Genomic DNA, 22161 nt, shown 5'->3' with positions numbered 1-22161 from the left:
GCATGCATCAAGCGTCCGCAACCCTCGCTCACTACAGAGCCAGGAATCAAACGCAACTGTAGTATTAGGGCTCATTCGTTAGCCGTGAAGAACTCGGAAGATTGATATTTCGACGAATTTTGACGGTTTGAAGTCGTATCTTTTGCCAGAAACGCCGTGTTTTGTCTCTGTTTCCTTGCGATATCAGATTTCGGTTACGCTCCGAGCGAAGTCTGATTCACGGCTGCTTCTGTGTGGCAAACCGGAGCCCATCATGTCCAAGCCCAGCAAACGGCGCGAGACCGGAGAACAGGACCTTTTCCGGTCCCACCTGGACCAGATGATCGATATGACGCACGAGATGGGGCGGCTGGCGCAGACGATCGACTGGCAGTTCCCGGAAGAGCGTTTTGGTGAGGTTTATCGGGATGGCGGCGGCATGCCGCCGTTGCCGACGCGGCTGATGGCGGGGCTTGCGATCCTCAAGCATACGTTCAACCTGTCGGATGAGGCCGTTTGCACTCGCTACCTCGACAGTCCGTATTGCCTGTATTTCTGCGGTGACGAGTTCTTCCAGCACCGGTTACCCTTTGACCGTTCGTCGATGACTTCTGCGCAAACGCAATTAGTCGCCTTGCTGGCGGCAGCGCATGGGCGAGAAGCGGATCAAAGCCCTGCTTCAGGAAAGCCTGTCGGTTGCGGTCAAGACCGGAGCGATGAAGCCCGCCGATACACGGCGGTGATCGTGGACACCACGGTGCAGCCAAAGGATGTGATGTTCCCGACCGGCGCCAGGCTCATCCACCGGCGCTGGAATGGCTGGTGCGCCTGGAAAAAAGACCGGCCTGGAATTGCGCCAGGCCTATACGCGGATCGGCAAGTTCGCCCTGATCCAGCACCAGCGCTATGCCTATGCGAAGCAGTTCAAGTGCGCGGGCAACGCCCTGCGTAAGCTGAAGACGGACTGTCAGGAATTCTGTGCGTGAGGCCGGTTCGTCATCAGTTGAGGAACCTTTCGCCGAAGACGACGGCGAATTGCGTTTTAGCCTCCAACCATTCGGGCTATGGCATTCACACATTTAGAATTGCCTATGGGATGGAGTTTTGATTCTCTTGTTTGGAAGCAGGAGAATTAAGCAATGGGTGATTTGAACTGACCTGATGTGGTGGACGGCCTCCGCTCCCGGCATCGCAATGTGCCAAAGTGTGGCTGTCGAAAGTCACATAAGGGAGAGCCGTCCATGGAGAAGATTACCATAATTGGTCTGGATATCGCCAAGCATGTATTTCAGGTTCACGGGATCAATGGTGCTGGCGCGATCGTGTGCCGCCGCAAGCTGCGCCGCGACGATGTCGTTGGATTCTTCAAAGCATTGCCGCCATGCCTGATCGGAATCGAGGCATGCGCGACTGGACACCACTGGGCTCGGGTTCTTATGGCGCTGGGTCACGAGGTTCGGCTGATGCCGGCATCTTACGTCAAGCCATACGTGAAGCGGCAGAAGAATGACGCCACGGATGCTGAGGCGATTTGCGAGGCGGTGACGCGGCCGACGATGCGCTTTGTTCCAGTGAAGAGCGAGGAGCAACAGGGCGTGCTGATGCTGCATCGGGTCCGCGAGCTTTTGATCCGGCAGCGGACAATGCTGGTGAACGCCTTTCGCGGCCACTTGGCGGAGTTCGGCATCGTAACGCGACAGGGCCTTGCCGGCGTCGGAATGCTGATGGCGTTGGTCGACGACGATGATCACGATCTGATCCCGCCGCTTGCGCGGTCCGCGCTTCTTCCACTGATCGGGCAGTTGCGGGAGGTGCACGAGAAGGTCAGCGAGTTGGATCGCCAAATTCATGCTTGGCATCGCTCGAACGAACTGAGCCGCCGCCTTGAGGCGATCCCTGGAATTGGCCCGATCACTGCCAGCGCAATTGCCGCAACGGTGACCGACGCGTCGCTCTTCAAATCCGGCCGACAACTGGCGGCATGGATAGGCCTGGTGCCGCGGCAAAACTCATCGGGTGGCAAGGACCGCCTCGGAAGGATCAGCAAACAAGGCGACCCTTATCTCCGCCGGCTTCTCGTCGTCGGGGCGCACGCGGTCCTCCGCTTCAGCCGGAACGGCAAAACGGCGCCGACGCGTTGGGCTGCCGAGCTTCTGGCGAAGAAGCCGTACAACGTCGTCGCTGTTGCTTTGGCAAACAAGATGGCGCGGATCGTCTGGGCGTTGATGACGACGGGCAGGCGCTTTGAGGCGACCGCCGCCGTTTGAATGCTCACAGAGGATGCAGAAACTGGTGAGGTGCTGATGGCGTGATGGCGAACGGTCGAGCCGGGATCGGACAAACCCGATCAGTGGGTGCCGCTTGAAAGCGCGTTGACCTGTCTGGGATCCGATCCGCGGACTACATCAGGGCCAGCGGCATGAACACGCCGCATTCAAAGGCCGAATACATGCCTGCACCCGACCAATCCGTCAGAAACACCAACTTGCCCCTTGCCACGCGTCCATACATGCCACTGAACTTTCATCCAACGGCGATTAGAGCCCCGGCGGTTTTCGATACGCCACTTGGCGCGGTGGGAGCAACCGGCGGAAACGCGTAGCCTTCATCTTGCGCAGCGTTGAAGCCGGTTGCGGCAATGGTTCCGGCATAGCTGGCCGGGGTCTGATATCCGAGCGATGAGTGCGGCCGGGAATGATTATAATCGTGCGCCCATTCGGCGATGGCGTTGCGGGCATGATCGAGACCGAAGAACAGGCTTTCGTTCAGCAGCTCGTCGCGCATCCGTCCGTTGAAGGATTCAATATAGCCGTCTGCATGGGCTTTCCCGGTGCGATGTGGTGCCACTCGACCTTGTGCTCCTTTGACCAAGCGAGGATCGCGTTCGACGTGAATTCCGTGCCGTGGTCGGAGACAATCATGCCGGGTTTGCCTCGCCGCTCGAGGAGCGCCGTCAATTCGCGAGCAACACGACGGCCGGAGATCGAGGTGTCCGGGATCGCCGCCAGGCATTCGCGCGTCACGTCATCAACAATGTTGAGCACACGAAATCTTCTTCCGCAGGCGAACTGATCGTGCACGAAATCCAGCGACCAACGGGCATTGGCCTTGGCTTCGACGAGTATCGGCGCACGCGTTCCGACGGCACGCCGCCTGGCCTTCCTCTTGCGAACCGACAGGCCTTCCTCTCGGTATAGCCGGTAGACGCGGTTGACACCGGACGGCTCTCCCTCCCGCCTGAGCAGGACAAACAGTCGCCGGTAGCCGAAACGCCGCCGCTCGTTGGCGAGGTCGCGCAGTCTTGTCCGCAGTTCGGCCTCTGACGGACGGCGTGACCGATACCGCACCATCTTCCGGTCAGCCGATATGATCTGGCAGGCCCGCCGCTCCGAGAGGCCCATGACGGCCTTCAGATGCGCGACGGCTTCACGCTTGGCGGCGGGCCCTACCATTTTTTGCAAGAAGCTCGCGGAGTGCAGCAGCATCCAGCATCTGCTCGGCGAGCAACTTCTTCAGCTTGGCGTTCTCTTCTTCGAGAGCCTTCAGGCGCTTCGCCTCGGAAATCTCCATGCCGCCGTATTTGGCTTTCCAATTGTAAAATGTCGCGTCCGAAATCCCATGCTTGCGGCAGAGGTCGGCCACCTTCGCGCCAGCCTCCTGCTCCTTCAGCACCGCAATAATCTGCTCTTCAGTAAATCTCTGCTTCTTCATTCGTCCGTCCTTTGATGGGCCGGACTCTAATGCAATCTGGAGGAAATTACCCGTGGCAGGTCAGTGCAAGTGTGCCGGAGACGGGGCGGTTTACATCAGCCGATCAAGACGTTGGCCGTTCAATCGTGCGAACGAAAGCCTTAAATTAAGTTGCGAAGAGCAGAGATACTTGTGGCAATTTTCGTAGCAGAAAATCTGGCGACTAGATAGAGGGCTTCCGACAGACCAAAACATGTGATTTGGAGCGCCTGCCTCTCCATAAAGGACTCTCAACACTCCCCTCCCATAAATAGCCGCATTCACGATCGTTGGCAGGAAGGTCAAGAATTTCGTCAAAGCCAACATGTCGTAGCATTGACAAAAGATCGCCTTCACCAAAGATTCTCATTTCGAGCACCGTGCCCGGTCCGCCGTGGAATGCCGGATTGACATAGTGCTCTATAGCGCCGTCCGGTCGTCTATTGACGATCGAATATAAGCCCCCCGTATGTACGATTTCAAAGGACTGGAGGTGCGGGTAATGTTCAATCGTCTCGTATCCTTCAAGAGATGGTACCGTTAGCACTAGAATCCCGCCGGATTTTAACATGCCGAAAATATTCTGAAGCGAATTCGTGACGGGGCCAAGCACGTGTTCCAATACTTCTGAGCATACCACGAAGTCTAAATCCGTATAGTTTGTCGAACTGATCGCATCAGTCACGTCCAAGAACGGCTCCATGTGATAATACGTATTTTGGAAATCACATATTCTAGAAAACTCGTCGGCGTAGCCTCTCCAATCCGACATACCGATACCGCGTATGTTTGGGATTGGCGGTTGAATGTTAAGGGGACGAGTGGCGTCCTTAAATACGAATTGCTGCACCGCCTTCACGACACCGCGGAAACGCGCGCAGCTACCGCACTCCACGCAATTCAACATCTCGCGATGAATGGCAGCTGTCGACAAGTCATTGGAAAAACCGCAGACATTGCAGCAAAAGGTAATCCGTTGATCATCCATAGCCAGCGCCTAAAATATATAGAAGAGAGTTGAGGATACGTAGCCCGCAGGCTTCAGAAATGCAACCGCCCGATATCTCGTGCCTGTTATCGCTGCTTGACTCGTTCGTGCGACTTTAGGCTTAATCTATCCGTAGCAAGCGCTCTGGCGTGGCTCCGCCACAGCGATCTTTTTGAACGGAGAATCATTGATGGAAGTCGAAGCAAGCGGTTTGCAGAAATTAATTTCCGATCGAAGATTGGTTGATCGTGAGAAAGTGTTGGAAGCCGCGAGGGAAGCGTACGACAACGCAGATAGATTTTCAGCGCTTTGGAATCCGGGGCGTGGCGAGATTTCAAAGTCTTACAATGAAAAAGTCGCGAGCGGCTTTTTTGAAAAATATTTCAATGGTGGGACTGTTCTGGATATCGATTATTCAAATGAGGATAACCCCTTGGGTTTGGCGATAGTTAAGCATGCTGTACGCATTGATTGGGGGCTGCCGGGGATGAGTCGAAACTCGCTTTCATATGGAGGAGAGAGTGTCGATACGGTTTCATCAAGCCATCTGCTCGAAATGGTGATGCATCCACATTCTACAATCCAAGAATGGTTCAGAGTGTTGAAAGTGGGCGGGTTTCTAGTTTGCTTCACCGCGCATCAGTACCTCTACGAGAAGCGCAAATTTTTGCCGTCTGCTTTTAACCCTTTTCACGCACATTTTTTCACGCCAGCCAAGCTGCTCCAGTTGTTTGAAGAGGCACTCGAGCCCAACAGCTACCGGTTGCGCCATCTACAAGACAATGACTTGGACTATGACTACACCGTCGGGCCGGAACAGCATTCAATGGGATGCTACGAGCTTGAAATCGTAATTGAGAAGATTGCGAAGCCTCAATGGGACCTCGCGTAGAAACGCGGTTCCTATTTTCTCCTTGAGTTCCCTTCGAAGTGGCTTGATCACCCTATTTCTGTGGAGTAATTGGAGATGTCCACTCTCCGCCAGGTAGTTTTAAAACGATAGAAATAATGCGATTTTCGCGTGCAATAGGATGTTGCATTTTAGATTTTAGCAATGTCTATTTTGAATTTAACGATGCGAATATTCAACGACAAGGTTGCTGAAAAGATATCACCGGCGTGCGTTGCATGCACCGGATCGTGGTACTTGCTGGTCAATCCTTTAGGCAATGTTCGCCGCTGAAGTTTAGCTACGAATTCTAATCGGGAAGAAACATGAAAAACCACAAGAACCAAGAAACTCTTCTAGTGTCAATTCTCATTTTCAGTGGCACTGAGAGCATAAATAACCTACTTCACAGCCTGCCAGAGCATCTTATTTCGCTAGCGGCTGATCTTGATCTGGCGATCAGCGTGCGAATTCGAAAGAACAACCCCAGCTTAAATACAGATCAACTGGAAGCACACTTAAGGGAGTGCAATACCATATACTATCCCGTCTCCTTCGAAATATTAGATGGAGGTCAAAACAGCGGGTTTGGTCGCGGCCACAATCTGAATTTTCTTTCTTCCCGATCTGATTACATGCTTATCCTCAACGATGACTTGGATTTCCCAAGCCTAGATTGGATTAAGGTCGCAATTATGCGCATGCGCTCTCGGGAGGACTTGGCCCTACTTGGTGATATATCAAATCCTTCCAGCATTAATCCAAGCTTCGCAAACGGAACATTTCCGGACGACCATAGATCCCATTCTCTGCGTTATGCTGAAGCATCGATTCTCTTGGCCAAAGGGGCCCTCTTCGAGGCGATCGGAATGTTCGATGAATCAATCACCTGGGCAATGGGTGAGGATTCCGACCTCTCTTTCAAGGCGCAGCAGATGGGTTACGCTATCGATTGGATGCCCATTCCGCATCGTCATTTTCGTTCGACATCATTCAACTCTCTGCCACCATATCAAAAGTCTTCGATCTTGGAACATAACAGAGCACGGTTATTTGCGAAATGGGGCGCTTCGCTGGAGAGCGGGGTAATAGGGAAGTTTGAGATATTCGATCTATATAGTGATGGGCTCGGAGATATGCTCTGCGCTCTTTTGCATGTTAGAGCAGAATACGAGCGCTTACCGTCGAGTGTTCACGAAAACATTATCGTCAATGTTGGTAATGTTGACCTCGCGCGGCTAGTACTCCCGGCTCACGCAAGAATTACTTCAATGCGTGACATTGATCTTCTGAAGGACAGCTTAAAGCCATACAAACCTATCGGCGTACGTTCTATACGCACCACTAATTATGCCCTTCCGATTAACATACACCCACTCCTGGCCGGCTCACTCAGCATACCGCTTTGCGATACCGATACATTGTCGAAGATTGCAGCTTTACTGGCGGATGGCGTGCCAGAGATTCTACAAGGGCGTAGCTATGCTGTAGTGCATTTGGAGTTCGTAAGACGTGGGCATCACGGGCGCGGTCCGAGCCTGCATACAGTGCAGCGAATAATGTCTCTATTACATGAGCTCGACTGCGATATTGTTATTGTTGGAAAATCTGAGAGCGTTCCGATCGACTACTTCGTTTCGGAAAACAGGCAAGTTATTGACTTGCAGGGCAAACTTGAACTCGCAAGCTTGATATCAACAGTTGCAAACGCGAAATATTTCGTCGGCATAGATTCATTTCCCTTCCACGTCGCGCAAATAACGCGCGTCAAGAGCGCTGTCTTCTTTGGTTCGGTGAATCCGCTTACTCGCTTAATACATGAGAACACCGTTTGGCCAATCGTGGCCGCTTTGGATTGCATCGGCTGCTATCATGATCAGATTGAGCCGGGAGCTCCCTTCTGCATGCGGATGAACGATCAATGCACTTACGACTTAGCGCAAGAGGATATTGAAGCTTCTATCCGGGGGATGCGAGATAATAGCAGGTATGATTGGTCAAGTCTGAGGAGATTGCTCGAGCGAAAACAGGCCAAGCTGATTGAATATACAAAATTCCATCCAGCGCCGACGAAGCGACTCTTTTCGGCGGCAATTTCCAATCACAAAGTCAGCGAGCTAATTTATGAGTTCACTGAGAGGGTGGCGTCCCTCCACGGGCAGCACGCTGAACATGCTTTGGTTTCGCAATTGAAGGCTGAAAATAAGCGCATGCGTTCTGAGTTACTTGATGTAAATACTCGAATGGCTTCGTTTCAGATGAGGAACTCGCCGCCCGAGCGAAGCGCACAAACGTTAAAGATGATCGCAGGCGCCGATGCGATTGTGAAACAGGCGGATTGCTCGCTTCTATTCGAAAGCGATGAAATAATATGTCGCTCTCAATCCATCGACCCGAGGATAGAGTTCAAGCCATTTGTGCTTCGGGGGAACCGATTTGGTGCGTCAATCACTGCAAGCGCATCTCCGCAAACAATTCTTCGCATATACTGGCGGCAGGCGTCAGAAGCGTTCGCAGAGGAACGCAGCATCGCCTATGAGGTCGGTGAGTTTTCTTCTTCAAGAACTTGGTGGTTCAGCGGGGACGTGAGCCGGCCCGTTTACGTGCGTATCGATCCCGGTGACAGAGCTGGCCAGGTTCGCTTAAAGCTAAATTTTTTTGGTGATTTAGACGTTGACGCCACAATGTCGATGCAGTTCAACACGCCGACGGTAAAACGCAAATTTCGCCTCGGTACCATAATGAGAAAGCGCAATGTTTGATTTGTCTCTTTTTGACGATCGCAAAATTTTAATTGTAGGCGACATAATACTCGATCGTTATTTCTTGGGAACGGTAGAGCGGATTTCGCCAGAAGCCCCTGTTCCGGTCCTGCATCAAAAAACCAGTTTTAATAGAGCCGGAGGAGCTGGCAACGTCGCATGCAACGTGGCTAGCCTAGGCAGCCGCGCAACTATCATATCGGTTGTCGGAGATGACAAAGAAGCTGGTGATTTGGGTTCTATTTTGGCAACCCAGGGAGTACGGTTCCGCGCAGTTGTCGACAGGGAGAGGCCTACCATCTGCAAGACTCGCTTGATGGCCGGAACTCATCAACTTGCCAGGGTGGACAACGAAAAAACAGACCAAGTGTCCGTCGATATTGAACGCGAGATAATGAATGCGATTTTGGCTGAAATGCCAGACCATTCGATAGTTGTAATCTCCGACTATGGAAAAGGCTTGTTTTCGCCGGCGCTGCTATCACAGTTGATATCTATGGCCAAAGAGCGTGGCTTGCCCATTATTGTTGATCCAAAGAACATTGATTTCCGAGTTTATAAGGGCGCGAGCGTTATCACGCCGAACCAAAAGGAACTGTCGTCGGCCACCGGAATGCGGTGTTTCACAAACGCCGAGGCAGAGCTGGCAATGCGGACAGCGGCAGATCGCACTGGCTCGGCAATCCTGCTCACGCGGTCGGAGCGCGGTATGACCTTGCTCGACAATAATGAATATTTGCATATTCCGACACAAGCAATAGATGTCTTTGATGTTTCTGGAGCAGGCGATACCGTAGTCGCCACTCTTGCCGTTGGTATCGCTGCCGGGTTTTCACTACCGCAAGCCGCCAGACTTTCCAATGCCGCAGCTGGGATAGCAGTATCTCGCGTAGGTACTGCCACCGTCAGCCAAAACGATCTCCAAAGTACGTTTTTCTTACCTGTCCAATTTCCCGACGAAAATCAAACCCTCATCGGATTAATTAAAAAACGCGAAACGTGGGCCAGCAAGGGATTGAAAGTTGGCTTTACTAACGGCTGTTTTGATCTCGTTCATCCGGGGCACGTCGCGTTGTTAGAGTTTGCGCGCCAGAAATGTGATAAACTTATTGTTGCAATCAACTCTGACGCGTCGGTGCGTCGTCTAAAGGGGACGTCGCGCCCTTTGCAAAACGAGATGGCACGTCGCAGAGTATTGCTTTCGCTGCGTAGTGTTAGCGAGGTTGTGATATTTGGTGAAGACACTCCACTTGATTTGATCAAGCAGTTGATGCCAGACGTGTTGGTAAAAGGTGAAGACTACCGCGGAAAGCTTATCGTAGGCGCAGATGTTGTGACGGCGAACGGGGGGACTGTTCTCTTAGCCCCTCTTGTCGAGGGGCAATCAACGACAACGCTCGCCGCGAGAGCAAGTGGTGGTCTCCGTCAGTGACATTCCGTTCTGTGGCAATTGAAGACAACGGGTTTTGTTATCGATCATTCAGGTCGTCCGGTATCAGCAAAAGGCCCTGCATATTTTTCGATCGAGACGGCGTATTGATTGTGGATTCCGGTTATATTGGAAATCCTCAGAGTGTCATCCTGACTGAAGGTTGCAAGTTGGCCGTTTCCGCAGTGCGGGAGAGCCGGTATGCGTCTGCTATTGTGACGAACCAATCGGGAATCGGTAGGGGCTATTACAGCTGGTCTGATTTTGAGGCTGTTCAGAAGGAACTCTCGCATCACGTAGGTAGCGATGCTTTCGATGCTGTCTACGCCTGCGGATACCACGAGCGCAGGGATGTTGTACCTATGACCAGTCATTCGTGGCGAAAGCCTAATCCTGGCATGTTGCTGGCTGCTGCGACCGACCTCGATCTGGATATGCGAAATAGCTGGATCATAGGAGACCGCTACACCGATCTTCTCGCAGGCGCACGTGCCGGCCTCGCGGGTGGCTTCATACTAGGCTCGCCGTTGAAGCGTGAGATCTCGCAGGAATTCGGATCTTTGTTCCCGCAGTTCAAAGTGAGTTGTGAACCCGATGTATATCGCGCATGCTTGCGGATCATAAAGAGCTTCTGATGTTGTCCGATATTTTTTTGAAGAACGAGGCAAAAAGGGCGGAAGGCTGGCTTCTGGAACAAGCATTTCCACTTTGGCTTACAAGAGGTGTTGATTGGGAACACGGCGGCTTTTTTGACGATCTCGACTCAAAGGGTCAGCCTAATTCAAAAATCAAGCGGCTACGGTCGGTTTGCCGGCAAATCTACGTTGCGTGCGCTGCTCATGAACTAAAAAGTCCATTGGCCGCGCCTTGTATCGAGCATGGACTGAGCTTTCTCGATCGCTTTGCAAAGTCCGCAGATGGCGGATACTACTCCACTTTCGACCATTATGGCGTCGCGCTATCTGACCATATTGATACTTACGATCTTTCCTTCGTGTTATTTGCGTTTGCCCACGTTTATAGGCAACTTCGACTGGATGGAGCTCGTCAATCTGCGCTTGAGTTGTTAGGTTTTATTCAGCACAATTTGGCGCATAGTGAGGGCGGATTCAAAGAAGGAATTCCAAGCCGACAGCCAAGGCGTCAGAATCCGCACATGCATTTATTCGAGGCATGCCTAGAGTGGATACCATTCGACGAAACTGGAGCCTTTCGAAGGCAGGCACTCCTGCTAAAGGAGCTTTTTGACACTCGGTTTCATCTACAGAATGCGGTAGTAGAATACTTCGACGACGACTGGAAAGTTCTTCAAAAGAATGGCGAAATTGTCGAGCCGGGGCATGTTTTTGAGTGGTGCTGGTTGTTATATAGATTTGGATGCCATTTTGAGATCAATCCTTCCGACATAAGCGGTTTGTTGCAATTCGGTCGGCGGCATGGCATTGCGTCCAACGGACTCCTGAGCGGCGAGGTCACCCTGGATGGTCGTTCCATAAGCAATGAAGTCAGGCTATGGCCTCATGCAGAATGGGTTCGAGCAGAGGTTGTCGCAAGAAGAACGACGCCTTCCGACAAGCTCGTTGAAGCATTGGCCGCCTTATGGCGGTTTTTAGATCACGGCGGACCTGGTCTCTGGGCAGAGCGGTATAACGCAATCAGCGGTTTCGACAAATCACCATCGCCCGCTACCTCCTTATATCATATAACGGGAGCATTCCTGTCATTGATGGCATTCTCGGCCGGAACTCAATAAAGTCAGAAGATATTAAATGCAGCGGCTCCCGTGGCATTCCAAAGTACACGCAGTACGTTTCTATATCCAAATCGAGTCGGGTGGCTATGCTATGAACAATTTGATTTCTGAATCCACATTGCCGCGACTTTGCTTCGTTCACGTCCCTAAGACGGCCGGGTCATCATTGAATAAATTATTTTCCGAATTGTATGGCGATTTGAAGCTACCAGCGCTGACAACCCTCGACTACGGCCTCTACTCTCAAGATAAATTAAAAGCCTACAGGTTTTATTCAGGCCATTGCTATTGGCGCGACTACAGTAGACTCCCGTCAGATGCTCGTATATTTACAGTATTGAGAGACCCTGTAGCTCGTGTTGTTTCCCTTTATAAATACTGGGGTTCAATATCCACTGAACACCTCACTGACAAAACGATGATTGAAGCAATGCAGACTGCGCGAGATTCGTCGATATATGATTTCATCAGTTCGGAAAATCCTTTTATTCGAGAATCAATCGTATGTGGTCAAATCCGGCAGTTTCTTCGGCCCGATTTGGAGCAAAAAATTGAAGTGTTCCGTCAAACGGACAGCGGCCTGTATCAAATGGTGACACAGATATATGATACCTTTTCTAGGTTCGAAGCGGTACTGACTGTTGAAAGACTCTCGGAGTCATTGCCCATCTTTCTAAAGAAGCTTGGAATAGCGACTCGTAGGACCATTCCTCATGTGAATTCTTCACCATCCAGAAATGATGTTGATTTTAGTCGCGTAAGAGAGCTTCTTTTCGATTCGTCATATGTCGACTTTCTAATTTACGATCTCGCGCAAGCACTTGAAGAGCAATTTGTGCGGCAGTGGAAACTTGAAACTCCGGTACTGGAAGAGGAGATCGGCCGCGATTGTCTATAAGCGATGCATAGAGCCCGTCTGGCGATAGCGAGTGACCTTGCCCCCAAGTTTTATCCAGTTTTGAGTTCGCTCCAGCGGTTCAATTGAAGTGCTCCCCGAAGTTGGGCCAGCGAGAGCTGGAATTTTCCGGGGTTGAGGCTCAGGTCGGCGGGGATGCCGATGAGCCGTTCATGAGCGAAATCGGCACCTTATTGCCGATCGCGCTATGTGGCCGGAACTCGTTATAATCTCTACGCCAATCCTCCATCTTTGCCCGTGCGTCGTCAAGGCTCATGAACCAGTGGCCGTTCAGGCACTCGGCGCGGAACTTACCATTGAAACTCTCGATGTAGCTGTTGTCGGTCGGCTTGCCAGGCCGGGAGAAGTCGAGCACCACGCCCTTATGGTAGGCCCACAGGTCGAGGTCGCGCGAGATGAATTCGCTGCCATTATCGACACGGATCGATGCTGGATACCCGACCTGCCGGCATACCCGTTCAAGCGTCTGGACCACGTCTTCGCCTTTGTAGCTGAAGCGGGCATCGACCGTCGGCGAGAAGCGCGAGAAGGTATCGACAACCGTCAGAACCCTGATCTTGCGGCCCGTGGCCAACTGGTCATGAACGAAGTCCATTGCCCAAACATGATTGGAATGGGTCGGCTCCGTGCGATCGGCCCATAGCTTCGCCTTCACCCGCCGCTTGGGGACTTTGTTGCGCAATTGCAGGTCCATCTGTAACCGCCCGATTGTGGCCGCCTGTCGGAGATCGGCTTACTTGTTTATGACCCGTCTATAACGACGTCGTTAGCGACGTGCTTTAGGCGAGACCTGCGATGCGCGTGGAAATTCTCGGCGATGAACGTCGCCGACGTTGGAGTGATGAGAGCAAGCTGGAGGTCGTGCTGTCGGTAGGCGTCGACGGCGCGTCGGTGACAGAGGTGGCGCGCCGGTATTCGGTCACGCGGCAGCAGGTTTACACCTGGCGGCGTGAATTGCGGAAGAAGGGCCTGCTGTCGCCGCCGTCGACGACGGTGTTTCTGCCGCTGGACATGCCGCCGGCAGGGGACAGCAAAGAGGCTCGGGCTTTTGATGGCATGCAGGTTTTGCCTGCAATGATGGAATTGCAACTGCGCTGCGGACGAAGCCTTCGCTTCAGTGGCGATGTTGATGTGGTTGCACTGAAGCGCCTGATCCGGGCAATCGAGGCGGCATGATCGGGCCTGGGACAGGTGTTCGGGTTTATATCGCCTGCGGTGTCACGGACATGCGCAAGGGGATAGAGGGGCTGGCTGCTCTTGCCCAGGATGTGCTGCGCCAGAAGCCGACGGGAGGTGCGGTCTTCGCGTTTCGGGGCAAGCGGGGCGACCGTTTGAAGCTATTGTATTTTGACGGCCAGGGGTTCTGCCTTTATTACAAAATCTTGCAGAAAGGGCGGTTTCCATGGCCCTTGGCAGCAGATGGAGCAGCCCGGTTGACGTCTGCTCAACTGGCAATGCTGTGGGAAGGGATTGATTGGCGACGGCCCGACTGGGGCGTTCCTCCGGCCCGTGTCGGTTGACTTTATCTCACTGAATTTGCGTGTTTTTATGGATATTGACCCTGACCTGTGGTAGTCAGGTTCATGTCAAACGCGAGCCAAAATCTTCCCGATGATCCGGCCTTCCTGAAGGCGATGATCGCCTCGCTTGAGGCGAAGAACGCGAAGATGTCTGCGACCTTGCAGGCGCATGATCAGTTGATCCAGTCCCTGCGGCTGCGCATCGCCAGGCTGAAGAAACATGGCTTCGGCAAGTCGTCGGAAAAGATCGAGCGGGAAATCCAGCAGTTGGAACTGGCGCTCGAGGACCTGATGATTGCCGCTTCGGAAGGCAGCAGCGAGCCACTCGCCGAGGACGAAGAAACGGAGCCTGCCGCGCCTGAGGAAAGCATGCCTGAAAAGACCATGCGCCGCCGTCCGCGCGTGTCGGACAAGGCCGCTCGCGAGCGCAGGGAACTTGATCCCGGAACGTGCTGCCCCGCTTGTGGTGGCGAACTGCGGCTTGTCGGCGAAGACGTCAGCAAAATCCTCGACATGATCGCCGCACAGATGAAGGTCATCGAGATCGCCCGGCTGAAGAAGTCCTGCCGCTGCTGCGAGAAGATGGTGCAGTTGCCCGCGCCCAGCCGTCCGATATCGGGCAGCATGGCGGGCGCTGGTCTTCTGGCCTATATCCTGGTCTCGAAGTTCGACGACCACTTGCCGCTCTATCGCCTGAACGAAATCTTCGCCCGCATGGGCGTTGATATCCCCGACAGCACGTTGGTCGATTGGTGTGGCCGCGCCATGCAGGTGCTCCTGCCGCTGATCGAGTTGATCGAAGCCGCGATCATGAGCAGCGACCTTCTCCACGCCGACGACACGCCGATCCGGGTTCTGGATCGTTCTCTACGCGACAAGGGGCTGGGGAAAGGGGTGAAGAAGGGCAGGCTCTGGACCTATGTCCGGGACCAGCGCCCATGGGCGGGCATAGCTCCGCCCGGTGCGGTCTATTATTTTGCTCCCGACTGGAAGGAAGAGCACGTTCACCGTCACCTCAAGGAGGCGAGCGGCATCCTTCAGGCCGATGGCTACAAAGGCTATGCGAAGTTATATGAGGCCGGAACGGACGGGAAACGCCGCTTCCGGGAGGCTTCATGTTGGGCGCATTGGCGGCGCGACTTCCACGATATCTGGACCTCGAACAAATCCGAGATTGCCCGCGAGGCTCTCGACCGTATCGGCGCGCTTTACGACATCGAGCGCGGCATTGCAGGCAAGTCTGCCGATATCCGTCTTGCCGCGCGCCAGAAGCACAGCAAGGCAAAGGTCGAAGCATTCCGCGTCTGGGCCGAAGCGCAACTGACCCGTATCCCCGGCAAGAGCGATCTGGCGGGCGCTTTCCGGTACGGCTTGAGCAGGTGGTCTTCATTCTGCCTGTTCCTGGAAGATGGCCGTGTCGCAATCGATAACAACGCCGCCGAGCGGGCGTTGCGTCCTATCGGCGTTGGAAGACGAAACTGGCTCTTCGCGGGTGCCGACACTGGAGCAGAAACCCTGGCGCGGGCCATGACGATTATCGAAACCGCCAAGATGAATGGCCTTGATCCGCAGGCCTATCTGGCTGATGTGCTCGACCGCATTCAGGATCACAAGATCAATCGCCTCGCGGAGCTGCTTCCATGGAACTGGAAGCCGACAGCGGCAATCATCTGCGCCGAGGCCGCTTGATGGCAACGGTCAGCTTCGTCTTCACCATCGACTATGTCGCCGAAATCCTCGATGAGGACGTCGACCTCCTCAGGGAGATCATCAGCAATGATGACAACCTGACCTATGGGAATATCATCAGCGTCGTGACCGGAGATGACGAGAGCACACCCGCTCTGACAGACGATGGCATCGACGAACTTAGGCAGATGCTGACTGAGGCGCGTCGGTCAGCCGAAAAATGGCAGGAGTTCCTCGGTTGCTTTGTCCTCGACGAAGAGATCGCCGCACGCGTCAAGCCATATTCCCCGCGGTAGCAATCGGGCCGTTACGTCCATCTCCTTGTAAAGGCGATAGATTCGCTTCGGATTGACGGGCCATCCGTCACGCTTGAGAAGGACATGGACACGGCGGTAGCCGTAGCGCACACGTGTCTGGCAGATGTCCTGGATCTTTAGCTTCAGTTCGGCCTGCTCGCCGCGCCTGGACTTGTAGACATAGAGCGACCGGTCGATCTTCAGAACCGCGCATGCGCGCCGGACCGAGACCTTCCAGTCCGCCTTGACCGTGTCGACAAGCTTGCGCTTGCGGGCAGGCCTCAGATTCCAGGCGTCAAGATGGGAGCGCCCTTGGCACCCATCTTGAATCAAGACCTGTTGTAACTATCTACATACTCAGGCGTGTAGTTCACGCTGGATGGAGCCGTGCAAGGCTTTATAATGGGAGGAGGTTGTCATGGCAATCACTCTGATGGAAGGAAAAAGGCCCCAGGATTGGGCAAATCTGGTCCTGGCAATATGTTTGTTCATCTCCCCATGGGTCTTCGGCTTCACAGCCGAGACAATACCAAGCTGGAACGCGTGGATCGTTGCCGTCGTATTGGCTGTGTTGGCGATTGCGGCGCTTTCGGTATTTGTCGAATGGGAAGAGTGGGCAAATCTGGTGGTCGGTCTATGGTTGATTGCGTCTCCATGGCTGCTCGGCTTTGCTGCTAACACAAGCGAGAGATGGACGAACGTCGTTCTCGGAGCGCTTGTCGCTATCGTATCGCTGTGGGCAGTCTGGGACGTTCATCATCCCCACGCGCACGCTTAGGCGGAGATGCGAGCTTGATATTGAATAGACCCGCCGCGCGAAGCGGCGGGGGGTGAAACTGTTTGAACGATGACCATCAATCCCTTGTTGGCATCGATGAGACAGTTGCCAGACCCAGTTCGATCGCCTTGTTGAGATTCGCGCTAGCGAACCCTTTCCAGGTTCAATTAAATAACTATAGCCATTACGAAATTTCGAAGTCGGCAGATTTCGAAAGCGTTCGATCTGCCGCTTCCCTTAAGTCTCGTCACTAGACGCCAACAACATTCAGCCTCCCACCCGGAAGCCGAGAGTTTATACCGAGGCTCAATGATGTTGACTCAACGGATTCCGTTTTTGGTCAAATCATGATTCAACATGGCGGAAGGAGATTTCGCCATGGGAACAGCACTGAAGATCCGCGAGGACTATACGGCTGATGAATTGCGTCGGCTGGCGAGGCAGAGCCGGGATGCAGATTGGTCCCGCCGGTTGCTTGCCTTGTCGGTCATTTACGAGGGCGGTTCGCGGAGCCAGGCGGCGTCGATTGGCGGGGTGGGTTTGCAGATCATCCGCGATTGGGTTGAGCGTTTCAATCTGCACGGTCCTGATGGTCTGAAGACAGGCAAGGCGACGGGGCGGGAGCCCTTGCTCGATGACAAGCAGCGCAAGGCGCTTGCCGAGGCGGTCGAGAAAGGTCCTGTTCCCTATCTCGATGGCGTCGTGCGCTGGAGGCTCGTTGATCTGGTGCAATGGCTTTGGCAGGAGCATCGTGTCTTGGTGAGCCGCCAGACGCTGGGGCGCGAGTTGAATGCCATGGGCTATCGCAAACTCACCGCACGTCCCAAGCACCATGCACAAGACCCGCAAGCGATCGAGGAATTTAAAAAAACTTCCCCGCCGCAGTGGCGGAAATCGCTGCCGGAGCCGCTAAAGGAAAACGAATAGAAATCTGGTTCCAGGACGAAGCCCGCATCGGCCAGAAGAACAAGATCACCCGTCGCTGGGCCAAGCGCGGAACACGGCCCTCAGCGCCGCACGACCAGCGCACGAGATCGGCCTATATCTTCGGTGCGATTTGCCCGAAGCTCGGCAAGGCCGCCGCACTCGTCATGCCGTGGTGCGACACCTATGCCATGAACCAGCATCTGATGGAAATCTCCCGCCATGTCGCCGAAGACGCCCACGCTATCCTCATCATGGATCAGGCGGGCTGGCACATGTCCAACAATCTCACCGTGCCCGAAAACGTCACCATCTTGCCGCTGCCGCCAAAGTCGCCCGAACTCAACCCGGTTGAAAACCTCTGGCAGTTCATGCGCGAAAACTGGCTCTCCAACCGCGTCTTCAAATCTTACGAGGACATCGTCGATCACTGCTGCGATGCTTGGCACAAGCTCCAACGCCAGCCTTGGCGCGTCATGTCAATCGGCCACAGAAAATGGGCCGATGAGTTCTAATCATTGAGCGTTGGTATTAGGCTAGCCTGTCTTCCAGCAACAGCACCTCCCCTCCGATAACCGTATCCTGGCGGCAGCCAAGCCGGAGCAACCAAGAGAACGACGGGGGACAGGGGCTGGTTAAGCACATAGGCAGGGCCATCCGGAGCGGGTCTTTGCCGGTGCTCGACGCCCGGCATCACCTCGGCGGCACGCATCAGGTCTCTGATTACGGCGGTTTATATCCCTTGTCTTTGCCGGCTAAACGCTAAGTCAATCTGTAGCGCACTCGGGGGAGTTTATCATGTTTAACCGCGCAGTTTTACTTGTCATAACTTTGCTTCCGACAGCGGCCTTAGCGCAATCACCTGATCTTGAAGCGACGTGCAAAACAGTGGCCAAAAACTTCTTCTTAACGGACGGACTTGCAATCGGGACGGTCCAGTCCTTTCCGGAGCTCAAGCCGCCAGGCGTCCGTATGAGCTATTCCACACGGCAAGGAACGGCGCCTGCCGAGATGACGGATATGTTCGAATGCGAATTCAATAAAGCAGACAAACCCCACGATCTTGTCAAATTCTGTGTATCGACCATCTGCTACACGCCCAATGACAACGACGCCGACCGCAAGCGGCGATTTGAGGAGATGCGTATCCTTCTGCAGCGAGCGGAAAAGTAGGTCTGGCGAGAGATTCAGATCGGCATCGATACTGATCATGATTGGCTCCAAGCAAGCCCCGGCCTTAAACGACGATCAGCAAGGTTTACATGACCGCCTCTACCCAATAGAGGCTCGCAGTGCCCGGTCCGGCGCTGCCGGCAAACGATCGTGCGGACCGCACCTCATCGAAACACGAGAAACGACGGATATGAACGACCAAGATGACGATTACATCTATGACGAGGCAACCGGCGAGTGGCGGCTTGCTTCCGAAATCGCTGCGGAGAAGGCCAAGGCCGCGGAGGTTCGCGATGCGGCGGGCAATGTTCTCGCAGGCGGGGATTCCGTCGTGCTGATCAAGGACCTCAAGGTCAAGGGCGCCGGCCAGACGCTGAAGCAGGGAACCGTGATCCGGTCGATCCGGTTGACCGACAACCCGGAAGAGATCGATTGCCGCCACGACGCGATCAAGGGCCTTGTCTTGCGCACCGAGTTCGTCCGCAAACGCTGATTTTAGCCACGATCTTGCGTTTGGTTCCTGGATCGAATTTTACCGATGAAGGCATTGGCAAGTGGTGGGATTGCCGCTTGCAAGGTGAAACCGTCATTGCTCGGCAGACCTTGCCATGTCTTCCCAACCCGCTGATCGCCTCAGAGCAGTTCACATTACGCAAAATGCAATAGGTTCTGTTTATCGGTTGGCAGTGCTTTTGATTTATCGGGATAGTCGTGACTGACGGCCGCTCTGCGATGGCGCAGGTGCAGCCGCCAGCCACAACATAAAACCCATCCATCTGCCAACCAGCTCCTTTAGGGCGGGTCACTCGGACAACCGCCCCCTCTAATTTTCAGGTATGTGATGAAAGCACAATTTCGCTCTTGGGCCATTTCCATTGTCACCGTTGCAACTTTAGCGGGATGCCAAACTGCAAAGCCTATCGCGATGAGCGTTGTGGCCACGCCGACCGCAAAGGGCACGCAATACGGCGACGTCCTAGCGCCACAGCGCGCCGCCGGTCAGGACATCCCGGCGCTCAAAGGCCAAAAGATCGTCACGGTACGAACCTATGAAGATGTCCGGAAGAAGGGCGCACAATTCTCCAGCCGAACGGAATTGGAAGGCATCGATTGCGCGCTGGACAGTGAGGGGTACCGTGCTTCCGTGAAGACCCCTGCGGAAATTAGAGTGCCTGACTACGGCTATGCCTCACGCCCGGTTTCCGTCCATTGCCAAGCCCCCGGCTACAGGACCGGCTATGCGAGCGTGCAGCCCTTCGATGAAACATCCCATGAGCGGATGGCGGCGGCGAGCAACAACGGCCTCGTAACCATGGTGGCAGTCGCCCTGGTCGATGCAGCGACAGACAAGAAAAAGCATGACTACAGCTATCCGCCCGTATTCGTGACGATGAACCGGATTGGATGTGAAAAAGACAAGTCAGGATGCCACTAGCGCATAGATAATGCAGGTGCGCTTGGCTGAAGAAACGGGATCTGCTTTTCGCAGATCCCAAATCACCGGGCGTTGATGCCTGCCCTCGGCTTTGACACTACCCTGTCACCGCGCTTTGCAATCTTGTCATAGCCAATAGTTTTCAACTCTTAGGCCGCCACTTTCCCCCTTTGAACCGACATATTTCCATATCTGGAAACATCATCGAACCGGAACTGCTCCAACAATTCGAACAGGGCGGCAGCCTCACGTGCTAGGCCGTGGCTGGCGGCCGTCTGTTCTTCGACCATCGCTGCGTTCTGTTGCGTGCTCTGGTCAACGGTGTTCACCGCCTGATTGATTTCGCCAAGCGCCGTCGATTGCTCGCGCGCCGCCTCGACGATCGCCGACACATTGACGTTGATCTCTTCCACTTGGGAAGCAATTTCCTGCAGAGCCGAGCCGGCCTTGGTAACAAGAGCAACGCCGTTTCCGACATGAGCGCCTGACGCTGTAATCAGGCTTTTGATTTCCTTTGCCGCAGTCGCGGACCTTTGCGCCAGCTCACGGACCTCCTGCGCCACAACGGCAAAGCCCTTGCCCGCTTCGCCGGCTCTTGCCGCTTCGACACCGGCGTTCAGCGCCAAAAGGTTCGTCTGGAAGGCAATCTCATCGATTACGCCGATGATGTTGGAGATTTCGCGGGACGAGCTTTCAATCTGGCCCATGGCCGTAACTGCATCACGAACGACCTGACCGGAATGCTCTGCATGATCCCGTGTCCGGGTGACCAGCCTGCCGGCCTCTTCTGCACGACGGCTTGAATCCTTGACGGTCGTTGTGATCTCTTCGAGCGCCGCAGCCGTCTCTTCGACGGATGCTGCCTGCTGCTCGGTTCGTTTTGCCAGATTGTCTGCTGCTGTCCGGATCTCGTTTGAACCGGCTGAAATCGCCTTGGCATTTTGAGCGACGGTTCCCATCGCATCTTTCAGCTTCTCGGATGCGCCATTGAAGTCTGTCCGCAGACGCTCCAGCGACCGGATAAAGGGCTTCCCGATTCGCTGCGACAAATCCCCATCTGCGAGATTGGTCAGGCACTGTGCGAGCTGTTCGACGTTTTCGACCCGGCTTGTCACATCGGTTGCAAATTTTACGACCTTGAAGACCTTGCCGTTCAGATCGACAATCGGATTGTAGGAAGCCTGGATGAAAACCTTTCGGCCGCCTTTGCCGATGCGCATGAACTCGTCGGCAACCAACTCGCCATTTGCAAGCTTCTTCCAGAATTCCTTATAGGCGGCTGATCCCATATATGCGGGATCACAAAACATCGAATGATGTTTTCCCTGTATCTCCGAAAGGGAATATCCGAGCGCGGACAGGAAGTTGTCGTTTGCGGTCAGAACTTCGCCGGCCGGCGTGAATTCAATGATTGCCTGCGCTCTCGAAAGAGCATCGATTTTGCCTGCATCTTCTGCCGATTTCAGCTTTTGGGCCGTGATATCCGTGGCGATCTTGATCACCTTGACCGGCTTTCCACGACGAAAAACGGGATTGTAGGATGCCTCGATCCAGACTTCGCGACCGCCCTTGGCGATGCGCTTGTATTGACGTTGATCGAAGCTACCGGCCGACAGTTTCGCCCAAAAGGCCTTGTAATCCTCGGAGGACGCATAGGCTGGTTCAACGAACATACTGTGGTGTTTGCCGACAATCTCGCGGAGATCGTAACCAAGCGCGCGGCAAAAGCTCTCGTTCGCAGTAAGGATTTTACCCGCCAAGTCGAACTCGATCATGGCTTGCGATTTCGAGAGCGCGGCAAGAACCGCCACAGCATCCGCACCACGACCTAGAATAGTCATGATCATCCTCCAAAATTGTTCCGGCCCCATTGAAAGGCGCAATGTAAATATCCGCATGGA

At 54.2% G+C, this 22161-nt stretch carries 18 protein-coding genes and 4 pseudogenes; 17 read left to right on the top strand and 5 right to left on the bottom strand.

Annotated elements, in window-relative coordinates; genetic code table 11:
* Positions 1-253: 253 nt before the first annotated feature.
* Positions 254-941: pseudogene (locus QA646_RS20805) on the top strand (transposase); the annotation flags it as partial.
* 279 nt (positions 942-1220) lie between these two features.
* Complete coding sequence (locus QA646_RS20800) at positions 1221-2246, top strand: IS110 family transposase (RefSeq protein ID WP_283059401.1); 1026 nt, start codon at positions 1221-1223, stop codon at positions 2244-2246.
* A 256-nt stretch (positions 2247-2502) separates the two neighbouring features.
* On the opposite strand, the pseudogene QA646_RS20795 reads toward QA646_RS20800, so the two are convergent.
* A pseudogene (locus tag QA646_RS20795) lies at positions 2503-3690 on the bottom strand (IS3 family transposase).
* Between the two features lie 202 nt (positions 3691-3892).
* The gene (locus QA646_RS20790) at positions 3893-4696 is read right to left on the bottom strand and encodes a hypothetical protein (protein ID WP_283060143.1); all 804 of its coding nucleotides are present in this window, start codon (positions 4694-4696) and stop codon (positions 3893-3895) included.
* 190 nt (positions 4697-4886) lie between these two features.
* Between QA646_RS20790 and QA646_RS20785 the strand changes: the two genes are divergently transcribed.
* The 6 genes from QA646_RS20785 to QA646_RS20760 all read left to right on the top strand — a co-directional run bounded on the left by QA646_RS20785 (position 4887) and on the right by QA646_RS20760 (position 12427).
* Positions 4887-5588 (top strand): methyltransferase domain-containing protein, encoded by a 702-nt coding sequence (locus tag QA646_RS20785; protein WP_283060142.1) that lies wholly within the window; start codon positions 4887-4889, stop codon positions 5586-5588.
* A 323-nt stretch (positions 5589-5911) separates the two neighbouring features.
* Complete coding sequence (locus tag QA646_RS20780; protein ID WP_283060141.1) at positions 5912-8347, top strand: hypothetical protein; 2436 nt, start codon at positions 5912-5914, stop codon at positions 8345-8347.
* Complete coding sequence (gene rfaE1 / locus QA646_RS20775) at positions 8340-9779, top strand: D-glycero-beta-D-manno-heptose-7-phosphate kinase (protein WP_283060140.1); 1440 nt, start codon at positions 8340-8342, stop codon at positions 9777-9779. Before QA646_RS20780 ends, rfaE1 begins: the two co-directional genes overlap by 8 nt.
* Complete coding sequence (locus QA646_RS20770; protein ID WP_349254270.1) at positions 9776-10411, top strand: HAD-IIIA family hydrolase; 636 nt, start codon at positions 9776-9778, stop codon at positions 10409-10411. The genes rfaE1 and QA646_RS20770 overlap by 4 nt, the downstream gene beginning before the upstream one ends.
* A complete protein-coding gene (locus QA646_RS20765) occupies positions 10411-11529 on the top strand; it encodes an AGE family epimerase/isomerase (RefSeq protein WP_283060138.1) in 1119 nt (372 codons plus the stop codon). The genes QA646_RS20770 and QA646_RS20765 overlap by 1 nt, the downstream gene beginning before the upstream one ends.
* A 91-nt stretch (positions 11530-11620) precedes the next feature.
* Positions 11621-12427, top strand: coding sequence for a sulfotransferase family 2 domain-containing protein (locus QA646_RS20760; protein ID WP_283060137.1), 807 nt, complete (start codon positions 11621-11623; stop codon positions 12425-12427).
* Between the two features lie 139 nt (positions 12428-12566).
* On the opposite strand, the pseudogene QA646_RS20755 reads toward QA646_RS20760, so the two are convergent.
* Positions 12567-13148 (bottom strand): annotated as a pseudogene (locus QA646_RS20755) (integrase core domain-containing protein); the annotation flags it as partial.
* Positions 13149-13240: 92 nt separating this feature from the next.
* On the opposite strand from QA646_RS20755, the gene QA646_RS20750 reads away from it, so the two are divergent.
* From QA646_RS20750 to QA646_RS20735, 4 genes are all read left to right on the top strand, one after another.
* Positions 13241-13621 carry a transposase gene (locus QA646_RS20750; protein ID WP_145677531.1) on the top strand — a complete coding sequence of 127 codons (381 nt, stop codon included), beginning with the start codon at positions 13241-13243 and terminating at the stop codon, positions 13619-13621.
* Positions 13618-13965 (top strand): IS66 family insertion sequence element accessory protein TnpB, encoded by a 348-nt coding sequence (gene tnpB / locus QA646_RS20745; RefSeq protein WP_104826328.1) that lies wholly within the window; start codon positions 13618-13620, stop codon positions 13963-13965. The genes QA646_RS20750 and tnpB overlap by 4 nt, the downstream gene beginning before the upstream one ends.
* A 63-nt stretch (positions 13966-14028) precedes the next feature.
* Positions 14029-15654: an IS66 family transposase gene (locus tag QA646_RS20740; protein WP_104826329.1), complete on the top strand. Its 1626-nt coding sequence runs from the start codon at positions 14029-14031 to the stop codon at positions 15652-15654.
* Complete coding sequence (locus QA646_RS20735) at positions 15654-15950, top strand: hypothetical protein (RefSeq protein ID WP_283060517.1); 297 nt, start codon at positions 15654-15656, stop codon at positions 15948-15950. The genes QA646_RS20740 and QA646_RS20735 overlap by 1 nt, the downstream gene beginning before the upstream one ends.
* Positions 15951-15962: 12 nt before the next feature.
* Here QA646_RS20735 and QA646_RS20730 read toward each other — a convergent pair.
* Positions 15963-16235: pseudogene (locus QA646_RS20730) on the bottom strand (IS3 family transposase); the annotation flags it as partial.
* A gap of 133 nt (positions 16236-16368) precedes the next feature.
* Between QA646_RS20730 and QA646_RS20725 the strand changes: the two are divergent.
* The 5 genes from QA646_RS20725 (at position 16369) to QA646_RS20705 (ending at position 20260) form a co-directional block, all read left to right on the top strand.
* A complete protein-coding gene (locus tag QA646_RS20725; protein WP_283060136.1) occupies positions 16369-16728 on the top strand; it encodes an SPW repeat protein in 360 nt (119 codons plus the stop codon).
* 378 nt (positions 16729-17106) lie between these two features.
* Positions 17107-18167 (top strand): IS630 family transposase gene (locus QA646_RS20720; RefSeq protein ID WP_283055739.1). Its coding sequence is split into 2 segments (ribosomal slippage): positions 17107-17599 and positions 17599-18167, totalling 1062 coding nucleotides; the frame shifts between segments, so codons are not numbered across the junction.
* 283 nt (positions 18168-18450) lie between these two features.
* Complete coding sequence (locus QA646_RS20715; RefSeq protein WP_283060135.1) at positions 18451-18825, top strand: hypothetical protein; 375 nt, start codon at positions 18451-18453, stop codon at positions 18823-18825.
* Between the two features lie 190 nt (positions 18826-19015).
* The gene (locus QA646_RS20710; protein ID WP_283060134.1) at positions 19016-19318 is read left to right on the top strand and encodes an alkylphosphonate utilization protein; all 303 of its coding nucleotides are present in this window, start codon (positions 19016-19018) and stop codon (positions 19316-19318) included.
* Positions 19319-19666: 348 nt separating this feature from the next.
* Positions 19667-20260: a hypothetical protein gene (locus QA646_RS20705; RefSeq protein WP_283060133.1), complete on the top strand. Its 594-nt coding sequence runs from the start codon at positions 19667-19669 to the stop codon at positions 20258-20260.
* Positions 20261-20409: 149 nt separating this feature from the next.
* Here the strand turns inward: QA646_RS20705 and QA646_RS20700 are convergent, their stop codons facing one another.
* Positions 20410-22101, bottom strand: a complete 1692-nt coding sequence (locus QA646_RS20700; RefSeq protein WP_283060132.1) for a PAS domain-containing methyl-accepting chemotaxis protein — start codon at positions 22099-22101, stop codon at positions 20410-20412.
* Positions 22102-22161: the final 60 nt, after the last annotated feature.

The sequence above is a fragment of the Rhizobium sp. CB3090 genome (assembly GCF_029714285.1).
In the GTDB taxonomy this organism is placed as follows: domain Bacteria; phylum Pseudomonadota; class Alphaproteobacteria; order Rhizobiales; family Rhizobiaceae; genus Rhizobium.
This window is presented reverse-complemented; position numbering and strand designations above follow the sequence as displayed.

What these genes read in the sequence shown, in the direction of transcription:
- QA646_RS20800 (WP_283059401.1), top strand. Translation starts at nt 1,221, where the DNA reads ATGGAGAAGATTACCATAATTGGTCTGGATATCGCCAAGCATGTATTT.
- QA646_RS20790 (WP_283060143.1), bottom strand. Translation starts at nt 4,696, where the DNA reads ATGGATGATCAACGGATTACCTTTTGCTGCAATGTCTGCGGTTTTTCC.
- QA646_RS20785 (WP_283060142.1), top strand. Translation starts at nt 4,887, where the DNA reads ATGGAAGTCGAAGCAAGCGGTTTGCAGAAATTAATTTCCGATCGAAGA.
- QA646_RS20780 (WP_283060141.1), top strand. Translation starts at nt 5,912, where the DNA reads ATGAAAAACCACAAGAACCAAGAAACTCTTCTAGTGTCAATTCTCATT.
- rfaE1 (WP_283060140.1), top strand. Translation starts at nt 8,340, where the DNA reads ATGTTTGATTTGTCTCTTTTTGACGATCGCAAAATTTTAATTGTAGGC.
- QA646_RS20765 (WP_283060138.1), top strand. Translation starts at nt 10,411, where the DNA reads ATGTTGTCCGATATTTTTTTGAAGAACGAGGCAAAAAGGGCGGAAGGC.
- QA646_RS20760 (WP_283060137.1), top strand. Translation starts at nt 11,621, where the DNA reads ATGAACAATTTGATTTCTGAATCCACATTGCCGCGACTTTGCTTCGTT.
- QA646_RS20750 (WP_145677531.1), top strand. Translation starts at nt 13,241, where the DNA reads ATGCGCGTGGAAATTCTCGGCGATGAACGTCGCCGACGTTGGAGTGAT.
- tnpB (WP_104826328.1), top strand. Translation starts at nt 13,618, where the DNA reads ATGATCGGGCCTGGGACAGGTGTTCGGGTTTATATCGCCTGCGGTGTC.
- QA646_RS20740 (WP_104826329.1), top strand. Translation starts at nt 14,029, where the DNA reads ATGTCAAACGCGAGCCAAAATCTTCCCGATGATCCGGCCTTCCTGAAG.
- QA646_RS20735 (WP_283060517.1), top strand. Translation starts at nt 15,654, where the DNA reads ATGGCAACGGTCAGCTTCGTCTTCACCATCGACTATGTCGCCGAAATC.
- QA646_RS20725 (WP_283060136.1), top strand. Translation starts at nt 16,369, where the DNA reads ATGGCAATCACTCTGATGGAAGGAAAAAGGCCCCAGGATTGGGCAAAT.
- QA646_RS20715 (WP_283060135.1), top strand. Translation starts at nt 18,451, where the DNA reads ATGTTTAACCGCGCAGTTTTACTTGTCATAACTTTGCTTCCGACAGCG.
- QA646_RS20710 (WP_283060134.1), top strand. Translation starts at nt 19,016, where the DNA reads ATGAACGACCAAGATGACGATTACATCTATGACGAGGCAACCGGCGAG.
- QA646_RS20705 (WP_283060133.1), top strand. Translation starts at nt 19,667, where the DNA reads ATGAAAGCACAATTTCGCTCTTGGGCCATTTCCATTGTCACCGTTGCA.
- QA646_RS20700 (WP_283060132.1), bottom strand. Translation starts at nt 22,101, where the DNA reads ATGACTATTCTAGGTCGTGGTGCGGATGCTGTGGCGGTTCTTGCCGCG.